The sequence below is a fragment of the Spirochaeta isovalerica genome, from assembly GCF_014207565.1.
In the GTDB taxonomy this organism is placed as follows: Bacteria; Spirochaetota; Spirochaetia; order DSM-2461; family DSM-2461; genus Spirochaeta_F; species Spirochaeta_F isovalerica.
Genome location: NZ_JACHGJ010000009.1, coordinates 1 through 19,122 on the forward strand (window position 1 = coordinate 1; position 19,122 = coordinate 19,122).

Sequence of the window (19,122 nt, forward strand, 5' to 3'; positions counted from 1 at the left end):
TTTTATTGAGTTTCATACAAGACTCCCTGAGATGATATAGATTAATTATATATTAGCATATAATTTTCCGAATTTGTATAATTTTGAAATATAACGTCGCCATAACGAGCCGACTCGCTTCTGTAGCGCAGCGGAAGAATTGGCGCTGCATTTGCCTCAGAGCGAAGCGGCGAGCAGATGCTGTGCCAAAGACTCGGTCTCTGTTCATGGCTTTGTTATATAGAGTTTACATATCAATCCCTTTTATTTGAAAGAGATGAAGTATTTTTCTTATTGTCATTGATAATTTATTACTTGGTTCATTGGATATATATTTAAGATAAGGAGTCGTACTATCATTAGGTAAATTATAATTACTACGTAATTTTGAAATAATTATATTTAGTGCAATTTTACCATCAACAACTGATGTCGGATCTTCGTCCCATTTTGTTTCCCACTGAGATTTGCTATTATATACTGTATTATCTATAAAAGTATCATTCAATTCTGTTTTTAAACCAGTTTGAATAATTGATTCCCAATCTGTTTCGGACTTTATTGTTTTAAGATTCAGGATTTTACCGACATGTTTTTTTATTTTATCTTCTATATTTAATAATGCCAGTTTTTTAATGCTAATATCTTTATTATCATCAATTACAGAATTTATTATTGTTTCAATATCTTCCAGTTTAATATCATCTTCTTCCAAACCATAAGCATTTCTATTATTATAGATCCAATTATAAATTGACTCAGCATCTATAAGAGAATTCTCCAATTCATGCATATCAATGCATAGAAATGAGTTAATAAAAAAAGGTTCATCAATTTGCTTCAATTCTTCAATAGAGTCAATACTATCACCATCAACTAAGAATACGACCTTTGTATCAGAAAGTTCATTTTTAACATCCTGGATATTCTTGTATATTTTGATAACTTCATCACAAGAGCCTGCAGATCGTATTTCAATACCATTTAACGCAGAAATCTTTTTGAAAAGTTGCTTATCAGTATCACCTTCAACATAAAGAATATATTGATTATACTGGCTAATATCATATTTTATAAATGAATCATTGATATCATTATTTATAAGTTTACTTACACCTTCATTTATAATGAAATTCTCACCTTCTTTTTCATTGAGTCGCATTAAATATTTGGAATGGGTTAAAAAAATGAAAGTATTAAATTTTATACTTTTGTAATATTTTTCGGACTTCAGAGGTATTTTTACATTTCTAGTTTTCATATACTCAAATAAGTTGTCTTGTTTTGTAAATGAAATAAACTCAATATACAATTTGCGAAGTAATTCTTCATGAAAATGATTTTCAAATTCATCAAGACAGATTATTGAAAATTTTTGTAAATAAATAAGATGAAAAATAGTCAGTAAAGTAGCTTTTTCTCCTGCACTAAAATTTCTTATATCATAATTTTGACCTGATTCAGACTTACCCATAATAAAGAATTCATTCATTGAGTTGTTAGCACTAATTTTTTGAAATCTACTTTTTGGAAACATTAGTTTAAAGATATTAAATGCTGTTTGAAATTGATGATTTCTACTTGGTTTATGTGGAGATATTCTTTCATAAATATGATTTTCAATTATTGTGATATATGCGTTTTTATAAATTTCTTCAGGAAAAAAGAGTGCATCTATAATTCCATTGTTCTTTTTATTATTAATTCTTGCTTTATCAATTCCATAAGTTGTTTCATCAGCTGTTTTATATGGTAATATATATAAAAAAAGAGAATCAGGCTCATCTACATTCCAATATTCACTGATTTTCCCTTCAGAATCATTTGTTTTAAATTCAGGAATATATGAGTCACCATTTTTTTTAGCTTTTAATTCTAAATAATACTCTATAGCATCAATACTATATGTAAATTTTATAGATGCTTTTTTATTATGAAAATAATCATTAAATTCATAACTGACTAATTTTTCAATTTCAGAAAAATTATCATGATCTGATAAATCACTATTTTGATATATATAAACTTGTTCAATGAAGTGGAGGGCTTTAAATAGTGTTGATTTACCACAACCATTTTTTCCTGCAATACACTGTATTTTGTCAGATAGATCAACATTCAGTTTACGGAATCGTTTTACATTTACTATTTCAATATTGATATATTTCATTCTGCCCTCATTTTTATAGTAATATTAGTATACAAATATCTTATTTTAAACAATTTTTCTATATAACATCGCCATAACCTGTTTTCCGTAAATGGCGAGAATCCTGCCTGCGTAGCAGAACAAGCAGGATTCTTGACATAGGAAAATCTGGTTCATGGCTTTGTTCTACAGCGATTTATTTTATTGTTTATTATTCATAATCAACAGTTGCTCGAAAAGTAGTTTCTGAATGTAATTTAATAAATACAATTATAATCGCTAAAATAAATAAAATTGAACCTGATAAATAAAAACTTATTCCAATCCCCCAAATATCCCAAACTGCTCCAATTAGGATTTGACCCAATATTCCGGATATTGAGATAAATATTCTGAATTTAGAAAGCGATTTTCCTATATTTGTAAATAGTGATTTATTGATATGATCATCTGTGTAAATTGTTGTAATATTTGATATCAGTTCGAAAGTGAACCACAATGTAATGATTACTATTAAATTATTAATATTCATCATAGCGATGAGTAAAATAGCTTGAATTAGAAAATTAGTTATTAACATGTTTTTAACAGCAAAAGAACTGAATAATTTATAGACTTTTACTGCTATAAGATTTGAAACACCATATACGATAAAAAATACAACGCCTACATCTTGGATTTTTAAATTATGAGCATCATTTAGGAAAATCACGAATCTATTGATTATTAATGCAATACCAAAAGCTTCTAATGAGTAGATAAAGGTATACTTTTTCAAATTCGTAATATCAATTTGGCTTTCAGTATCTCTTTTCAGCTTCTGTTTTACATTTTTGAGAGAAAATAGAAAAACTGTTGAGATCAGTTCAATCAAACCTGATACAATAAAAATTAAAGGTATATTGTGAGTAAAGATATATAAATATATTAGAGTGAAACCTCCAATTGAAGCTCCGATGGTTCCATACATATTTATTTTTGCAATAAAGGATTTATAATTGTCTTCGGGAATAACTTCTCTATAATAGGGAGTAAGTGAAGTCTGATATATCTTGGCAAAAAGAGATTTAAAGAAAATAAATATATACAATATGTATATACTGTCGAAAACTCCATAGCATGATAGGAAAATAGCAGAACCAATATTTCCAATAATTATTAATTTAACACGATGTACTTTATCACTCAGCGAAGAGAAATAATAGTCAATAACTGTATTTACGATTGCAGGAATTATAAATGCTAATGCTACTGTGAGCATACTTTCTGTTTTATTCCAAACAAGAAAAGATAGAAAAATGAAAATCACGCCTTGGTCAAAGTTACCTAAAAAAACATGCCGGTGTAAAGAACTTATGGTTTTATTTGTTTCTATACTCAATGTGCGGATTCCCCCGAGATTAGTATATCTTTATATTAACACATATACTTTATTATTAAACATATTATTTATTTCTAATTTATTATATCTTTTCAAACTTTCCATTTGGAATTTTCTATGGTTACCATCGGAGGTTAAATTCTCCAATAATAAATTCTTTGCAAGCTTTCTATTTTTATTTTCTATATTGTTAATTATTAAACAATAATATCAATTCAATAAAACGGAGACTATTTCATTCTTACTGATTCTATTTTATTTAACCATAAATCCTTATTTCCGCCGCTGGCGGATTATTATGTTCTGAATTTGTTACCAGAATACACAAAGCATAAAAAATCATCGATCATATCTTGGATCTGTAGAACATAACTTATTATCCAGTTCTCTGAATTTTTGCCCCTAAGCCTATATTCACACGCATATTCTTAAAAATCAAACATTTATCTTGCAATAATTCTGCATAACACTTAACATATGTGTTGTTATATTGAATCTGTATAATAATTGGAGTTTTTATGAACCTTGAGGTTTTTCTCATCCGAAAATGCGGTGTTAATAATAAGAAAGTGTCATATTACTTGCGATGGATAAACAAATTCCAGATTTTTTCAAGATATAACTCTGATTCAAATGATATCTGGAAATTCCAGCAATCCCTAATTGGTCATTACGCCGACTGGCAGATTGAGCAGGCAGCAGAGGCTGCTAAGTTTTTTTTATATTACAGATCAAGCGTCAGTAACATTGATGTAAGCCGGGCTATAAACAACAGGGAGAACTCTGATTCATGGCTGAAGCTATCAAATCAGTATAGAGACGCTCTCAGATTAAAACACCGCTCCTTTCAGACAGAAAAAGCATATCTAAACTGGATACGGTCTTTTAGTTTTTATCTTAAGAAAAAAGATCCCGAGAGTCTGTCAAATTCAGATTTCAAGGATTTCCTTACCTACCTCGCCGTTGAGAAAGGTGTATCCTCATCAACCCAGAATCAGGCATTCAATGCTTTGCTTTTCCTTTATAAATTCATTCTCAATATTGAAGTAACAGATATGGAATGTGCACTCAGATCTTCCAGGGTTCAACGGCTGCCAGTTGTTCTTTCCCAAAGAGAGATAAGAGGAATTTTTGAGAACCTCTCATATCCTTTTAATCTGATGTGTTCGCTAATATATGGCGGTGGATTGAGGCTTGAAGAATGCCTTTCCCTTCGTTTAAAGGATCTGGATTTGGAGAAGGGTATCATAACTGTCGTTATGGGTAAGGGAAACAAGGATCGGCAGACCATGCTGCCGGCTTCTGTACAGGATTCCTTAAAAAAGCATCTTGCTTCTGTAAAAGCTTTGTATAACAAAGACAGAATTAACGATAATCCGGGTGTCCAGATTCCTGTTTCTCTGAAAAGAAAATACCCGAATGCAGATAAAGAGTGGGGGTGGTACTGGGTTTTCCCTTCAAATTCGCTTTGCAAAGATCCCTATTCTATGAATTTGTGTCGCTATCATCGACATCCGTCATCTCTGCAGAAGACTTTTAAAGAAGCTCTCAGGATGTCCGGTGTACCTAAAAAGGCATCAGTCCATACATTGAGGCACAGTTTTGCGACACACCTGCTGGAAGCCGGGTATGATATCAGAACAATTCAGGAATTATTGGGTCACAGTTCTCTGCAGACAACAATGATTTATACTCATGTAGCCGGTAAGAATAAATTGGGCATTATCAGTCCTATGGACAGGGATGATATTATCTGCGAGTCCCGTCCTCTTCCCTACGGTCGTGTCCCTCTTCCGGACTGTCCTCAGCCGGAAGTTCAACTTCAAGAAGCTGCGGTCCGAACTGCCGTATAAGAATAAGCCCCAATGGTGCAGTAAAAACAATAGCCATAACGGCATAAGCCAGGATCTCCTCACCGTGAGCAATTCCCGCTGCCAGGGGGACAGATCCCATAGCTGCTTGAACGGTTGCTTTCGGGAGATAGGAAAAAACGCAAAACCATCGCTCTTTCCAGGAGACGGGTGCAAATAAAACGGAAAATAGAACGCCGGCGGATCGGGCGATCAACCCCAGAAAGATAATAAGCAATCCTTTCAATCCCGCATCGAGTGCAACAGAGATATCAACTGACATACCGATGAGGACAAAAAGAAGGATTTCGGCAAAGACCCAGGCTTTATTGAGATTGTAGGCCAGTTCATGAGCGGCTCTTTCTGATTTTTCCAGCAGGATAAATCCCGTGGTCATAACACCAAGTAGAGCGGCAAGATGCAGCCAGTCGCCGACCTGTACGAGTAGTATCGCCGTCCCCAGAAGGAGTAGTGTTTTTTCTGTAGCCCGGATTCTCTCATGGTTCCGGTTGAAATACCAGACGAGAAAAAATCCGACGATCAGCCCGACGGCAACACCACCTCCGATAGAGAGAGGTATTTGAGCTACCGATTTCAATAGAGAAACGTCGTTTCCTCCGGCGACTCCCAGGAAGATGGTAAATATGGTAATGGCAAAAACATCATCCATAGATGCCCCCGCCAGGATCATGGTGGGGATATCGTTCTTTTTACCGAATCCCCTTTCTTTAAGGTCAAGCATGGACGGGACGACAACAGCCGGCGATACGGCAGCGAGAAGAAATGCGGCGACTCCTGCCACAGCCAGTTCGAACCCTGCGATTTTATGAAAAAGGAACATGAGAAAAAAACCTTCAGACAGGCAGGGAATAAATGAGAGCAGAACTGCCGGCAGGCCCACTTTTTTCAATGTTGCCCTGCTGATTCCCAATCCCGCTCTCAACAATATGACAATCAGGGCAAGGGATTTGAAAAAGGGAGAGATTTCCCAGATCACTTCGGGAAAAACAGACCTGTAAAAATAGGATAAGGCTATTCCGAGTAGAGTCATGCCCAGAACGGAAGGGAGTCCCATTCTGGTGAAAAGCTTTCCTGTAAGCCATCCGCCAATAAGAATCAGAACAATCAGAAAGTTTAGGGTCATACTTACATACTATGACAGAACGGTCTGGTTTCGTCCTGCGTTTTTTCCTCTATAAAGTGCAATATCCGCCAGATTTATACATTCTTCAATAGTCTGGTTCTCTCGATACCGGGATACGCCGAGTGTAATAGAAACGGGTATATTTTCATTTTTATATATGAATTTATGGTCAAGGACGGCCAGTCTGAGCTTCTCTGCTGAGATTTCACCGCCTTCAGCTTCTGTTTCCGGGAGGAGAATGAGAAACTCTTCTCCTCCCCATCGGCAGCATAAATCCTGTTCCCGAAGTTTGGTTTTGAAGATTTCCGAAATTGCGACGAGAACATAATCTCCGCATTCATGGCCATATTTGTCGTTTATTCCTTTAAAAAGATCAATATCGAGGAGAATAAGCGAAAAAGACTTACCTCTTCTGGTGCTCCTGACAGCTTCAATGTGAATTTCTTCAAGCATTTTTCTTCTGTTAAAGAGCCCTGTTAAAGAATCTGTTCCGGCTAACTCCCTCAAGAGGTTTTCATATTTTTTCCTTTCCGAAACATCTCTGACTATACTGAAAAAATACTGAGGATTTCCCTTCTTATCCGTAACAAGCGTAACATCGTTTTCCCCATATAACAGCGTTCCGTCTTTTTTCTTGAACACCCGCTCGTAGATGGGAAGATGCTTTCCCTGAGCCAGCGCTTTTTTAACGATCAGGCTTTCGCCCACTTCATGTTCGGCAATAAACAAATCAGCTCTTTTCCCTTCGATTTCGCTTTTCTCATAACCGAGCATTTCTGCAGCTCTCTGATTGACTTCACGATGGGTCCCATCCATATTGATGAGAAAGACAGCGTCATTTGTCCTGTCGAACAGAGCATTATATCGTTTTTCAGTTTCTTCCAGTTTCCTTATCCGCTCAAGAAGCTGACTGATTTCTTCCCGGGTATACTCTTTCATATTAAATATATTATATGTCAAATGGCATCTAACTTGCCAACAAGCCTATCCGCCCTTATCATATCCTCTATGAAGATCCGCTTTAAACTCGTTCTGCTGGCTTTTATCTATATAACCTGCATCGGGACAATTTCATTGATGGCAATAAGCAGCCGTATAAGAGGCGATAAGATTCAGGCTTCGCTCGATCTCGGCGTGGAATTGCAGCTGCGTTCCCGCGATGTTCAAAGCCATATGAAAGATATCGTTTTCGATCTGTTTGCACCAAAGGTCTATAATCAACTGCGTTCCCTGACGTTCTCTCCCCGCTCCGCTGTTACGTTGACCCAGTGGAAGGAATCTTTGCGGGATTACAATAGAACGTTCGAACAGTTTATGGAACTGGACCATTTCTATAAAAGCGGAGATTCTCTTATCAGAGACCAGTACCTGACCGCTATTACAATGAATGAAAGAGCAAACGATATGCTTACCCGTATGGAGGAGAGGTTAATCCTGCTCCGAGGCCAATACAGGACTGTTGATAATCTGTACAATCAAATGCAGAAGGATGAATCTCTCATCCCCTTTTTTACGGAATTCCAGGAAACCTCCTATTACTTCAAAAATAATTTTGAAAGTTTCATGAATTACTTTATCGGATCTCTTAAGAAAGAGGGGGTTCGAATTCAAAGGGAGCTGAATGTTTTTCTCATCGTTACCATTGGCATTACCCTGATTCTTTCCGTACTTTTCACATTACTTCTTTCCAGAGATCTGGTTAATAAGCTGAGAGTTGTCGAAAGTTCGCTAAGACAGGTCGCGAAGGGAAATTTCTCAGTCAAAGTCGATATCAAATCCAATGATGAGTTTGGGGAGTTCTCTTCCACTCTCAATGAATTGCTGGCGGAACTGAAAGAAAACGTCAACAGCATTCTCAATCTGACCAGAGATATCGGAGGAAATATTGCTGACAACTCCGATATCCGGGATCTCTATGGTATTGTGGCTACTGCCGTCGTAGAAGATACGAGCGCCGATTCCGTTCTGATACTTCGTTCTGATAGAGAAGCCGGTTATACCATAGAAGCTGAGAAAGGTCAGTCCCTTGATGATTATGAGAAGGAGAGAATCCTGGGCCATTTCTCTGAAAAAGTTCTGAGGCGTCAGACTCAGGTTCTGCTCAACGAGGCTTCCGATGTTCTCGGTTGCCCGGAAGTCCGCACCCTTTTCGCGGTGCCTCTTCTTCTCGACGGAAAATCCTTCGGATATCTGGTTTCCATGAAGCGCGGACAGAACGAGGCATTTTCCGATCTGGGAATCACGCGCCTGGCGACCTTCGCCGAATACGCCTCTCTTACAATCAATAATTATTTTCAGCTTCAGGAACTCCTCGAAATCCGCGATGCCCGGTATCAGGCTCTCCAGTCCCAGGTTCAGCCCCATTTTCTTTACAATATTCTTGGGGTCATACTCGGTTTAAACCGGACGGGAGAGCAGGAAAAGATAACAGAGACTGTTACGGCATTAAAAAATATGCTCCGTTACATTCAGTCCCAGAACAACTGGACTTCCCTGGAAGAGGAGTGCCAGTTTATCGAGCAGTACTGTCTCCTTCAGAAAATCCGTTTCGGTGATCGCTTCAATTACAAAATTTCCATCGATGATATTTCCCGGCACATTCAGATACCCCGCCTTCTGCTCCAGCCCTTAGTGGAGAATTCCGTTATTCACGGGATTGAGCCTATGGAAAAAGATGGCAGCCTGGAACTGATTTGCGAAGGAATCCGTTTCCATGGAGAATACAGCTCCAGTCTGACAATTAAAGATAACGGCATGGGATTTGATACTTCGGAAATGGATAAAAAATCGAATGTCGGATTAATGAACGTCCAGCAGAGATTGAAAATAGCCTTTCCCGAATCTGTTTTCCAGATGGAAAGCACTATCGGAGAAGGCACCACGGTAAGGATATCCCTATGAAGATACTCATAGCCGATGATGAGATATATGTGCGGGTTGAATTGAGGTCTCTACTTGAAGACCTGGTCCCCAGCGCCGAAATAATCGAAGCAGGAAACGGGACGGAACTGGACAATGCCCTGCAGGAGGATTATTTCAATCTTGTATTTCTGGATATCCGTATGCCGGGAGCCTCGGGTCTCGAGGTCCTGGAAAAAAACTTTAAAAGGCATCAGAACACGGTGTTTATAATTGTTTCCGGTTATTCGGACTTTGAATATGCCCGGAAAGCCTTGCGTCTCGATGTTACGGAATATATGCTGAAGCCTGTTGACCGGAAAGAGCTGTCTGAAGTTCTGGGTAGAGTCATTCCTCTGGTTGAACTCCATCGCTCAGAAGAGAAAGATATATCTTCAAGGCTCATTCGGGATGCTGAAACCATCATCTACAAGCGCTACAAAGAAGTGATCGGCGTCGCCCAGATTGCCGACGAGCTGCATGTGTCACCCAACTATCTCAGCTCCCAGTTTAAAAAACAGAAGGGAATGACCCTTACGAGTTACATTACCGATCTTCGTCTGAAAACAGCCTCGGAGATGCTTAAGCTTCCGGGGGCCAATATAAAAAACATTTCCGAATCCCTGGGATACCAGAGCAGCCGCCATTTTGCAAGGCTTTTCAAAGAGAAGTTCGGATGTACACCTTCGGAGTATTCGGAAATGAGCCGAGTGTAGAATTTTGCACCTTTCCGTAGATTCCCGTCCTATCCCGTTTCAAAATAGCGGTGGTAGAATTCACTTATCAAAACAAAAAAGGAAGTGTCAGATGAAGAAAATTTTAACACTGGTTTTAGCTCTTTCTCTTACTGCCGGATTGATGGCAAGCGGTCAGCAGTCTGAACCGAAAGGCGATCAGCCTTTGAAAATCGTTCTTTTGGTAAAAAGTCTCGGTAACGGATTCTTTGAAGCTGTTGCCGATGGCGGTAAAGAAGCGGCAGCTGAACTCGGAAATGTAGAATCCATCTACCAGGGTCCAAGTACAGCAACGGCAGAAGGTCAGATCGATATAATCGAATCTCTTATCGCTCAGAAAGTAGACGGAATCGCAATTTCCGCTAACGACAGAGACGCCCTAATCCCCGTAACCAAAAAAGCTATGGCCGCTGGAATCAAAGTCATATCTTTCGACTCGGGTATCGCTCCTGCCGGTAGAATTGTGGACCTCATCCCCTCTGATGCCGAACTGATCGGACGCCAGCAGGTTCAGCTTATCGCCGAACTGACAGGATACAAAGGACAGATCGGTATTCTTTCCGCGACATCCCAGGCGACAAACCAGAACCTCTGGATCGAGTGGATGTTCGAAGAAATCAAAGATCCCAAATATAAAGATATGGAAATCGTAGAAGTTGTTTACGGCGATGACGCGGCAGACAAGAGCTATCGCGAAGCAGTGGGCCTTATGCAGAAGTATCCCGGATTGGCCGGAATTATTTCACCCACGACTGTTGGTGTTCTCGCGGCTTCCAAAGCGATCGAAGACGAAGGCATGAAAGGCAAAGTACAGATTACCGGTCTCGGACTCCCCTCTGAAATGCAGCACTACGTGGAAAACGGAACCTGCGGACAGATGGCTCTCTGGAACCCTGTTGACCTCGGATATACCTCCACGATGATCCTCGAAGCCCTGATTACAGGAAAAGTTGACGGTAACGTAGGAGACAAAATCTCTGTAGGCAGAATGGGAACAGTTACGGTCGGCAAAGACGGCGTATCCATTATGGGCACACCTTTCGTATTCAACAAAGACAACATAGCCACTTACGCGGCAATGTTCTAAGAGCTCCTTAATTTTCAAGCATAATTTAATGTACGGGATGTCCGGTTTCATAACCGGGCGATCCCTGTTTTTACTCTTTATATATTGCGTCATCAGGTGGAGAATATCCTGAAGGGGGAAGATTTTGTCAGAGAATATATTGGAATTGAGAGGAATAACCAAATACTTTCCGGGGATCAAGGCGCTTGATGGTATCGATCTGAATATTCGGGAAGGAGAAGTTCACGCCCTGATCGGAGAAAACGGTGCGGGGAAATCGACACTGGTTAAGATCCTGACCGGCGTTTACACTCCCACTGCGGGCAAACTGATCTACGATGGTCAGGACGTGTCCTTCCGCAACGCCCTGGAAGCCCAGGAAATGGGCATTACGGCCATCCATCAGGAAGCCTCCATGTTTCCTGAATTATCGGTGGCGGAAAACATTTTCATGGGGCATCACATTAAAGAAAAAGGGGCTCTCAACTGGAAGGCCATGAGGCATCAGACCCTTGAGCTGATGAAAAAGATGGAAATAGACATCAATCCCGATACCCCTGTAAAAAGTCTGGGAGTGGCCCAGCGGCATATGGTGGAAATAGCCAAAGCTCTGTCCATCGATGCCAAAGTCGTGATTATGGACGAGCCGACTTCGGCGCTGACCCTGCGGGAAGTGGAAGAGCTGTACACCATAGTCAGACAGCTTAAAAAAGAAAATAAAGCTATCATCTTCATCTCCCATAAATTCGAGGAGATTCAGGAAATCTGTGACAGCTTCACAGTTCTGAGAGATGGAAAATATATCGGAGAAGGAAAGGTCGCCGATACGAGCATCGACGAAATCGTTACCATGATGGTCGGACGAAGCCTTGATCAGATGTTCCCCAAGAAGGAAGCACATATTGGAGAGACCGTACTGAAAGTTGACAATCTGACCCGCTACGGAAGCTTCCGGGACATTTCCTTCGAGCTGAAAAAGGGCGAGATCCTGGGTTTTTTCGGCCTGGTCGGCGCGGGAAGAACCGAAGTTATGCGCACAATTTTCGGAATAGATAAAAAGGACGAGGGAACCGTGCTTCTTAAGGGAAAGGAGCTGAAAATTCACTCCCCGGCTCAGGCCATGAGAAAAGGTCTGGCCTATGTCCCCGAAGACAGACAGACCCAGGGCGTGATTCTGGAACAGAGTCTGACCCGCAATATTACACTGCCCATTATCGATAAAATCAGCAAACTGGGAAAAGTGAGCCGCAAGAAAGAGAAGCAGGCGACGGGAACCTACGGACGGATGATGGAAATCAAGGCTGCGGGATGGCACGTCAACGCCGATACGCTTTCGGGAGGGAACCAGCAGAAAGTGGTTCTGGCCAAATGGCTGGCCACGGAACCGGAGATACTCATTCTCGACGAGCCGACGAAAGGGATCGATGTGGCGACCAAAGCGGCGGTCCACGAATTCGTCTCCGAAATGGCCGGAAAGGGACTGGCGGTTATCATGGTGTCCTCCGAGCTGCCGGAGATCCTGGGGATGAGCGACCGCATTATTATCATGCACGAAGGGGAAAAAACCGGAGAATTGTCCCGGGCGGAAGCCACTTCGGATAAAGTTATCAAAGCCGCCACAGGACACAGGGAGGAAGTACGCTCATGAACGCGTTAAAAGAGATGTTGAAGAAAAGGGAAGCGACTCTGATCCTTCTTATCGTAGTTCTGGCCGTTGCCGTCAGCACCAGGGCTCCGGGTTTTTTGAAAGGCGATAATATTTCCCGCATCGTCAACGATACGTCGATTCTGATCATGGTTGGCATCGGTCAGTTTTTTGTCATTCTGACGGGAGGAATCGATCTGTCGGTCGGTTCGGTAATAGCTTTTTCGGGAATGGCGGCCGCCATGATGAACCAGAGTTCGCCGGGAACACCGGTCATATTAATTTTGCTGGCGGGAATGGCCATAGGCCTTCTTCTCGGTTTGTTTAACGGTGTCATCGTGGCTTACGGCAAAGTGCCGCCTATAATCGCCACTCTGGGTACCATGAGTATTTTCAGAGGTTTTACTTTTGTTCTCAGCAAAGGCCAGTGGGTCACCGCCCACGAAATGTCTGAGTCCTACATGAGCATACCTCACGGTCATTTTCTGGGATTGAGCAATCTCATCTGGTCGGCAGTTCTAGTCAGCGTCCTCCTCTTCTTTTTCAGCCGGTATACGCGTAGCGGAAGGGAGATATATGCGATCGGGGGAAATAAGACCGCTGCGAAGTTTGTCGGTGTCAGCGAAAAGAAAGTGAATCTTATCATCTTTTCCATGAGCGGACTCCTTTCCGGGCTGGCAGGAGTCATGTGGACGGCCCGATATGCGGCGGCTGTTAACGAAACGGCCACCGGTTTCGAACTGATGACCGTGGCAGCCTGCGTTCTCGGAGGAGTGAATATAGCCGGAGGAGCCGGTGCGGTACCGGGAGTGATTCTGGGAGCCCTGTTCCTCGGAATCATAAACAACGCCCTTCCGGTCGTCAACTTTTCACCCTTTTACCAGATGTTCATACAGGGCTTTATCGTTCTGGCCGCCATGTTTATCAACACAATAATGGATAAGCGGAGCGAGAAAAAAATGCTGAAGAGGAGAGCCTGAGATATGGAAATTGATAAAACTCTAGCCAGTTCTGATCGACTGGTGGACGAAAATAAAAGGTTGATTTCGAAAATCGGAAGTCTGCTGGCCCGTTGGGAAGGAATTCTCGTACTAATTATCATTGGTATGGTTATCGTATTTTCCAATATTACGCCCTACTTTCTCGATTATTTTAATCTTATGAACGCCACGTTCACTTTTATGGAAAAAGCGGTTCTCGCCCTGCCGATTATATTTATCATTCTCAGCGGTGATATCGATATTTCCGGAGCGGCCATTATCGCTCTATCGTCGTTTTCCATGGGATTTGCCTCTTCCCATGGCGCCGGAACCGCACAGGTCGTGATAACAGGATTGGCTGTCGGGGCTCTCGCGGGAGCGTTCAATGCCGTTTTCATCATAAACTTCGGTATTCCCGCCATTGCTGTGACCCTGGCGACGCAGTCCTTTTTCAGAGGAATTTCCCAGGCGATACTGGAAGACCAGGCTTACACTCACTATCCCGAATCATTCAGCTATTTCGGTCAGGGTTATATTCCGGGAACGATTATCCCCTTCGAATTGATATTCTTTCTCGTTCTGGCAGGCATCTTCGCTTATGTCCTCCACTTCACCTCTTACGGGCGCAAGCTTTATGCTATCGGCAACAGCGCTACGGCTGCCCGGTTTTCCGGTGTGCCAGTAAACCGTATCCGCTTTACCAATTTTGTTCTTCACGGCCTTTTTGCCGGTATCGTCGCGGTTCTTCTCACATCCCGTATCGGCAGCACCAGGCCGAACATTGCCAACGGTTGGGAACTGGAAGCCATAACTCTGGTCGTTCTCGGCGGCGTTTCCATTACGGGAGGAAAGGGAAGCATTGTCGGTGTTATCCTCTCCATCTTCCTGATCGGCTACCTGAAGTTCGGAATGGGTCTGATCAATCTTTCGGCCAAAGTCATGATTATAACAACGGGATTCCTGCTGATTACAGCTGTTCTGATTCCTGTTATCATAGATGCGGTCGGCAGGAGAAACAAGCTGAAAATGCAGCGGAGAAGAGGATGAACGTATGGAGCGAATCGCTTTTAAGATGAAACTGAAACCGGGCTTTGAAGAGGAGTACCGCAAGCGCCATGACGCCATCTGGCCCGAGCTTATTGATCTTCTCAAAGAGCAGGGCATTGAGGATTACTCCATATTCTGGGATCAGGAGACCAACTATCTGTTCGGGGTCCAGAAAGTTTCAGAAGGTGAAGGAAGCCAGGATCTGGGGAGTAATCCCGTTGTGCAGAAATGGTGGGAATACATGGCGGATATTATGGAGGTAAACGGAGATAATTCACCGGTTACCATTCCATTAAAGGAAGTTTTTTACCTGAAGTAGGAGATTCCGGGAAAAAGAGAGGAGCGGAAAATATCACGGGCATGGATATTTCTTCTCCTCTTTTTTTTTCCCCTTTATATAAAATGTATTACAATTGAGTCAAATGCTGAAAAATGTCTTGCTTATCACTGCACTTGTTTCCGCTTTATTCTCCCTGAACAGTGAACCTCTTACCATCTCAACAATTGAAGGGTCGCCCGTTTCCGATATCTGTTCAATGATAATCAGGGATATTTACGAAAAAGCCGGGTTGGAAATCACTATCGTACCCATGCCTGCCGTACGGGCCACGTCCGAGTCGACGGCGGGGAAGATAGATGGGGAGACACATAGAATTGAGGCATATGGAGATAAACATGAAGAGCTTCTGATCGTCCCCTTCTCCTATTACAGCATTGATACGAATCTTTTTACCCAGCAAAACAACCCCGCGGCAGGAAAAAGCCTGAGCGAACTTTCCGATTACAAATTCGTTATTCTCAAAGGCGTCAGTCAATCACAGGAACTGACCAGAGGATTTCCCCGCGTTCAGGAGTTCGAAGACTCTGAAACGATGATCCGTTTTCTGATGATAAAACGGGCGGACTTTGCCATACTGAGCCGCCTCCATGGTATGGAGGTTCTGAAAAAGTTGAGGGCTGACGACATCATTCCTCTGGAACCGCCTGTTGATGAAACACGACTCTATCATTATGTCCATAAAAAGCACGGAGATCTCGTTCCCCTGCTGATGAAGACCATGAAGGAAATGGAACAATCGGGAGAACTGGCGGAAATTATCCGGCGGGCAGAAGAAGAAGTAACGGGAACCGACTGGTAGGAACCGGCGTTCTTTTTGTCAACGTCGGAGACAGATCCCACGGTTACCGACATTTCGATAATCTGGAGGGAATCGACCTTCCCCCTATGGATTATCAATTGAGAAAGAGGATGTCTCATTTTTCTTGACACCGCCCTGCCGGAGTTTTATAGTAAATTTATGGATACATTAGTTATAAAAGACTACTACGAAAAAGCAGGTCATTCAAAAGAGGATGGAATTAAAGCTGTTTCTGTCGTCGATTCTTTCCAGAACCGGTCGTCGGGAGAGATCGCCTCACTGGGGAAATGCTCTGTCAAAGAGATGAAATCCTATATTGCCGCCCTGACAGATCAAGGGAAGTGCGACACTTTTTCTCTTCTTGCTCTGGCACGAGCAGCCTATTTATCGGGCAACAGGGAACTTTACATCTATTTTACGCAAATCCTTGAAAGAGAAAACATCATCAGTAATCTCCGGTCACATATGGAAACCGTTCTGGGTGTGGATATAGCCGGTCAGATTTTCGACAGCCTGACAAATCCTGCAACAGGCGCCCCTCCGGAAGAAGCGGTTCAATGGACGCAGAATCTTATAGACAAAATGGATGAAACACTGAGCGACGAGGAATGCCGTACAGCCCTGACAGCCAATGCCCATGGAATCCCCCCCGAAGCTTTTACAAATGAGGCTGAGTTGTTCAATAAAGCCCCCGGTCTGGAAGCCTATCTTGCCGATGCTCATAAAAGATCGGTAGCCACGCTACAGGAACATGCCGATACGGGGAAAGTCTGGTTTGAACAGATTATAACCCAGCCTGTTGTCGATTTTGTCGCTTCCCATAAAGAAGTGCTGGGAGGCGTTCTGGAAGAGAGTAAAATCTACTGGACCAAAATTCCCTACGATACGGTTGCCTGGCTCAATGAAAAGGAAAGCGATAAAAAGCGCTACTACGCCTGTCATTGCCCTATGGCACGGGAAGTCCTGCTGCACGAAGGCGAGACGATTCCCGGGAAATGGTGCAACTGCACAGCCGGATTCGTCCAGCAGAGATTCAACGCCATTTTCGGAGAAACGGTAAAGGTGGACCTTCTCGAATCGGTACTGGCGGGAGATGAGCGCTGCCGCTTTGCGATCAATGTTCCGGAGAAGTTTTTATCCCGTAACGCTTAAAGAAATTCCTGACTCCCGGAAGCTCCTCGGCGAGAAGAGATTTATGCTCACGCAGAAAAGATTTCAATTCAGAGCGAGTCTGTTCGCTCAGGAGTTCGCTCTGCTCCATCTCAAGAAACAGGATATTCCGGCTGAGACTGTTAAAAATCATAAGACTGAGATAGACATGATTTCCGAACAGAGCTTCGATCACCTCTGAATAATCATTCCTGAAATTGGAAATCATAAAAACTTTCCCGTCTGCCGCGATATCGAAGGCCCTCTCGGGAACGGCTCTCCAGATTTCCGCATCGGCTTCCGAGTAGTAGACCCGGCAGCCTTCCAGTACAAGAGGGCTGTAGGTATAGACAAGAATATCCACCCCTTCCCGTCCTCTCCTGGCAATTAAATCCTTCAACTCCCCAAGGACTTCTTCGAAGCCTACAATGACGACAACGCTTTCCGCATCTTCGAGGATCTGAAGAGCCTTCCCCACAGCCTGCTCATAGGAATCGAGCCGCGCGATCCGGTACTCGCTGTTCTTTCTCTCCAGTTTTTTCAAGCCCTCTTTAAGCTCCCGGCTCCGGGATTTGAATTCCATTTCCCTGACATTGAGATATTCCTCAACAGGAACGGGGTGAATCAATTGCGTTCCGGCGCTTTTATCCATCCGCACGAGCCCTTTATGTTCAAGACTCCTCAGCGCTTTGTAGATATTGGCGGTCGGTTTGTTGAGATTATGGGACAGACGGTACCCCGTAATGCCAGGCTCTCCCAGAAGGGCGATGTAGACCGCCGCTTCCAGACGGGAGAGTCCGAAATCCATCAGTTTATCAATCATATACTATCAGCTGTTTCCCTTGAAGTAGAGATAAGCCAGTACTCCGGCGGCAATGAGAGCGCCGAAGCCGAGGACCGCCAGGGTGATTTTAACTGCTGACCAGGGCCTGTTCCCCTGCACTTCACCGGTTCGGGCATTAACCATGAAGTTATAGACCTTGTCCTTGAATTTATAGGCGCTGATCCAAACGGGCAGAAGTATATGCTTGAAGGTAATGTCATCATAGGAACTGCTTTTCGATGAGATGCGCTGCTCGTCACCGCCGATATCCCGCCTAATGGTTCTATCTATGACCGGAGCCATTCTTTCCTTGGCCTTGCCGAAGCCTTCCTCCAGATTGACCGAATAGCTTTCCACCTGGAAGCCCGAGAGATAATCTTCTTTGAAAGGGACCAGGTTCTCCAGATCCCAGGGCTCCAGAGCTTCGGTGTATTTGGGAAGCATATTGCCGGAACCGCAGATCAGTATATCGTCAAAGCTGTTTCTGACCGTACCTGAAGCGAAGGACCAGCGCGTATGGCGGACCTGACGGGTTTTGGTTACAGTTTTGCCGTCCACCTGTTCCGTGTAGGTTTCGGTGGTGTAGTAGTAATCGCCCCGCTGGCCTCTGTAGCTCGTCGTCGTTTCCGAATCATATGTCCAGTAGGGTGAGTACATTCCCCTCAAGCCGTCCATTCTGGCGAATTCCTTGAGCTTGTTGGGAGCGAACCATCGCTTCTTCAGCCAGACTTTAAAGTTTTCAGCTGCTTCCTTTTTGCTGATCTTAAAGGGCAGAAGAGACTGGGGGGCGATTTCCTTGACCGACCGGGTCTGCCCCGATAGATGGGTTCCGCAGAAAACGCATTCTCCCGCTGTTTTATTTTCGCCCAGACTGACTATAGCCCCGCAGTTATCACACTTTACGGAGACCATATCAAGAGTTGCGGCTCCGTTCAGGTTTTCCTCCATCTTCCGGAGTTGGCTCAGATAATCATTTTCTGTTATTTCAACCGTTTCATCAGTTTCAATGGTATTTTCCGTACCGCAGTAGGGGCACTTCAGGGCATTCTGTCCCGGTTCGAATTTTAAATCGGCCCCGCAGTTGCTGCAGGGAAATTGGCCTGTATTTTCACTCATGATGCTTCCTTCCTTTTTTAAA

General features: G+C 43.0%; 16 protein-coding genes. 10 read left to right on the forward strand and 6 right to left on the reverse strand.

Features of this window, described 5'->3' with window-relative positions; genetic code table 11:
- Positions 1–226: 226 nt before the first annotated feature.
- The gene (locus HNR50_RS18195) at positions 227–2,149 is read right to left on the reverse strand and encodes an AAA family ATPase (RefSeq protein WP_184748229.1); all 1,923 of its coding nucleotides are present in this window, start codon (positions 2,147–2,149) and stop codon (positions 227–229) included.
- Between the two features lie 190 nt (positions 2,150–2,339).
- On the reverse strand, positions 2,340–3,509 hold the full coding sequence (locus HNR50_RS18200) for an MFS transporter (protein ID WP_184748230.1): 1,170 nt from the start codon (positions 3,507–3,509) through the stop codon (positions 2,340–2,342).
- 518 nt (positions 3,510–4,027) lie between these two features.
- Between HNR50_RS18200 and HNR50_RS18205 the strand changes: the two genes are divergently transcribed.
- On the forward strand, positions 4,028–5,362 hold the full coding sequence (locus tag HNR50_RS18205) for an integron integrase (protein WP_184748231.1): 1,335 nt from the start codon (positions 4,028–4,030) through the stop codon (positions 5,360–5,362).
- On the opposite strand, the gene HNR50_RS18210 is transcribed toward HNR50_RS18205, so the two are convergent.
- Both HNR50_RS18210 and HNR50_RS18215 read right to left on the reverse strand, forming a co-directional pair.
- Positions 5,259–6,503, reverse strand: coding sequence for a cation:proton antiporter (locus HNR50_RS18210; RefSeq protein WP_184748232.1), 1,245 nt, complete (start codon positions 6,501–6,503; stop codon positions 5,259–5,261). The genes HNR50_RS18205 and HNR50_RS18210 overlap by 104 nt on opposite strands.
- A 9-nt stretch (positions 6,504–6,512) precedes the next feature.
- Entirely contained in the window at positions 6,513–7,442 is a 930-nt protein-coding gene (locus HNR50_RS18215) for a sensor domain-containing diguanylate cyclase (protein WP_184748233.1), read from the reverse strand.
- A gap of 21 nt (positions 7,443–7,463) precedes the next feature.
- On the opposite strand from HNR50_RS18215, the gene HNR50_RS18220 reads away from it, so the two are divergent.
- From HNR50_RS18220 to HNR50_RS18260, 9 genes are all read left to right on the forward strand, one after another.
- Positions 7,464–9,404, forward strand: a complete 1,941-nt coding sequence (locus HNR50_RS18220) for a histidine kinase (RefSeq protein ID WP_184748234.1) — start codon at positions 7,464–7,466, stop codon at positions 9,402–9,404.
- Complete coding sequence (locus tag HNR50_RS18225; protein ID WP_184748235.1) at positions 9,401–10,117, forward strand: response regulator transcription factor; 717 nt, start codon at positions 9,401–9,403, stop codon at positions 10,115–10,117. Before HNR50_RS18220 ends, HNR50_RS18225 begins: the two co-directional genes overlap by 4 nt.
- 91 nt (positions 10,118–10,208) lie before the next feature.
- Positions 10,209–11,222 (forward strand): rhamnose ABC transporter substrate-binding protein, encoded by a 1,014-nt coding sequence (gene rhaS / locus HNR50_RS18230; RefSeq protein ID WP_184748236.1) that lies wholly within the window; start codon positions 10,209–10,211, stop codon positions 11,220–11,222.
- Between the two features lie 124 nt (positions 11,223–11,346).
- Positions 11,347–12,849 carry a sugar ABC transporter ATP-binding protein gene (locus HNR50_RS18235; RefSeq protein WP_184748237.1) on the forward strand — a complete coding sequence of 501 codons (1,503 nt, stop codon included), beginning with the start codon at positions 11,347–11,349 and terminating at the stop codon, positions 12,847–12,849.
- Positions 12,846–13,826 (forward strand): ABC transporter permease, encoded by a 981-nt coding sequence (locus HNR50_RS18240; protein ID WP_184748238.1) that lies wholly within the window; start codon positions 12,846–12,848, stop codon positions 13,824–13,826. The genes HNR50_RS18235 and HNR50_RS18240 overlap by 4 nt, the downstream gene beginning before the upstream one ends.
- Positions 13,827–13,829: 3 nt before the next feature.
- Positions 13,830–14,873 (forward strand): ABC transporter permease, encoded by a 1,044-nt coding sequence (locus tag HNR50_RS18245; RefSeq protein WP_184748239.1) that lies wholly within the window; start codon positions 13,830–13,832, stop codon positions 14,871–14,873.
- Between the two features lie 4 nt (positions 14,874–14,877).
- Positions 14,878–15,192, forward strand: a complete 315-nt coding sequence (rhaM, locus tag HNR50_RS18250) for an L-rhamnose mutarotase (protein WP_184748240.1) — start codon at positions 14,878–14,880, stop codon at positions 15,190–15,192.
- 103 nt (positions 15,193–15,295) lie between these two features.
- A complete protein-coding gene (locus HNR50_RS18255; protein ID WP_184748241.1) occupies positions 15,296–16,012 on the forward strand; it encodes a substrate-binding periplasmic protein in 717 nt (238 codons plus the stop codon).
- 159 nt (positions 16,013–16,171) lie between these two features.
- A complete protein-coding gene (locus tag HNR50_RS18260) occupies positions 16,172–17,164 on the forward strand; it encodes a DUF6144 family protein (RefSeq protein ID WP_184748242.1) in 993 nt (330 codons plus the stop codon).
- Here the strand turns inward: HNR50_RS18260 and HNR50_RS18265 are convergent.
- Together HNR50_RS18265 and HNR50_RS18270 are read right to left on the reverse strand one after the other, a co-directional pair.
- Entirely contained in the window at positions 17,127–17,984 is an 858-nt protein-coding gene (locus HNR50_RS18265; protein WP_184748243.1) for a TrmB family transcriptional regulator, read from the reverse strand. The genes HNR50_RS18260 and HNR50_RS18265 overlap by 38 nt on opposite strands.
- A 6-nt stretch (positions 17,985–17,990) precedes the next feature.
- Complete coding sequence (locus tag HNR50_RS18270; protein ID WP_184748244.1) at positions 17,991–19,100, reverse strand: TFIIB-type zinc ribbon-containing protein; 1,110 nt, start codon at positions 19,098–19,100, stop codon at positions 17,991–17,993.
- Between the last annotated feature and the right edge of the window lie 22 nt (positions 19,101–19,122).

Excerpts from the sequence above, each read along its gene's own strand:
- HNR50_RS18195 (WP_184748229.1), bottom strand. The coding sequence starts at position 2,149 with ATGAAATATATCAATATTGAAATAGTAAATGTAAAACGATTCCGTAAA.
- HNR50_RS18205 (WP_184748231.1), top strand. The coding sequence starts at position 4,028 with ATGAACCTTGAGGTTTTTCTCATCCGAAAATGCGGTGTTAATAATAAG.
- HNR50_RS18210 (WP_184748232.1), bottom strand. The coding sequence starts at position 6,503 with ATGACCCTAAACTTTCTGATTGTTCTGATTCTTATTGGCGGATGGCTT.
- HNR50_RS18215 (WP_184748233.1), bottom strand. The coding sequence starts at position 7,442 with ATGAAAGAGTATACCCGGGAAGAAATCAGTCAGCTTCTTGAGCGGATA.
- HNR50_RS18220 (WP_184748234.1), top strand. The coding sequence starts at position 7,464 with ATGGCATCTAACTTGCCAACAAGCCTATCCGCCCTTATCATATCCTCT.
- HNR50_RS18225 (WP_184748235.1), top strand. The coding sequence starts at position 9,401 with ATGAAGATACTCATAGCCGATGATGAGATATATGTGCGGGTTGAATTG.
- rhaS (WP_184748236.1), top strand. The coding sequence starts at position 10,209 with ATGAAGAAAATTTTAACACTGGTTTTAGCTCTTTCTCTTACTGCCGGA.
- HNR50_RS18240 (WP_184748238.1), top strand. The coding sequence starts at position 12,846 with ATGAACGCGTTAAAAGAGATGTTGAAGAAAAGGGAAGCGACTCTGATC.
- HNR50_RS18245 (WP_184748239.1), top strand. The coding sequence starts at position 13,830 with ATGGAAATTGATAAAACTCTAGCCAGTTCTGATCGACTGGTGGACGAA.
- rhaM (WP_184748240.1), top strand. The coding sequence starts at position 14,878 with ATGGAGCGAATCGCTTTTAAGATGAAACTGAAACCGGGCTTTGAAGAG.
- HNR50_RS18255 (WP_184748241.1), top strand. The coding sequence starts at position 15,296 with ATGCTGAAAAATGTCTTGCTTATCACTGCACTTGTTTCCGCTTTATTC.
- HNR50_RS18260 (WP_184748242.1), top strand. The coding sequence starts at position 16,172 with ATGGATACATTAGTTATAAAAGACTACTACGAAAAAGCAGGTCATTCA.
- HNR50_RS18265 (WP_184748243.1), bottom strand. The coding sequence starts at position 17,984 with ATGATTGATAAACTGATGGATTTCGGACTCTCCCGTCTGGAAGCGGCG.
- HNR50_RS18270 (WP_184748244.1), bottom strand. The coding sequence starts at position 19,100 with ATGAGTGAAAATACAGGCCAATTTCCCTGCAGCAACTGCGGGGCCGAT.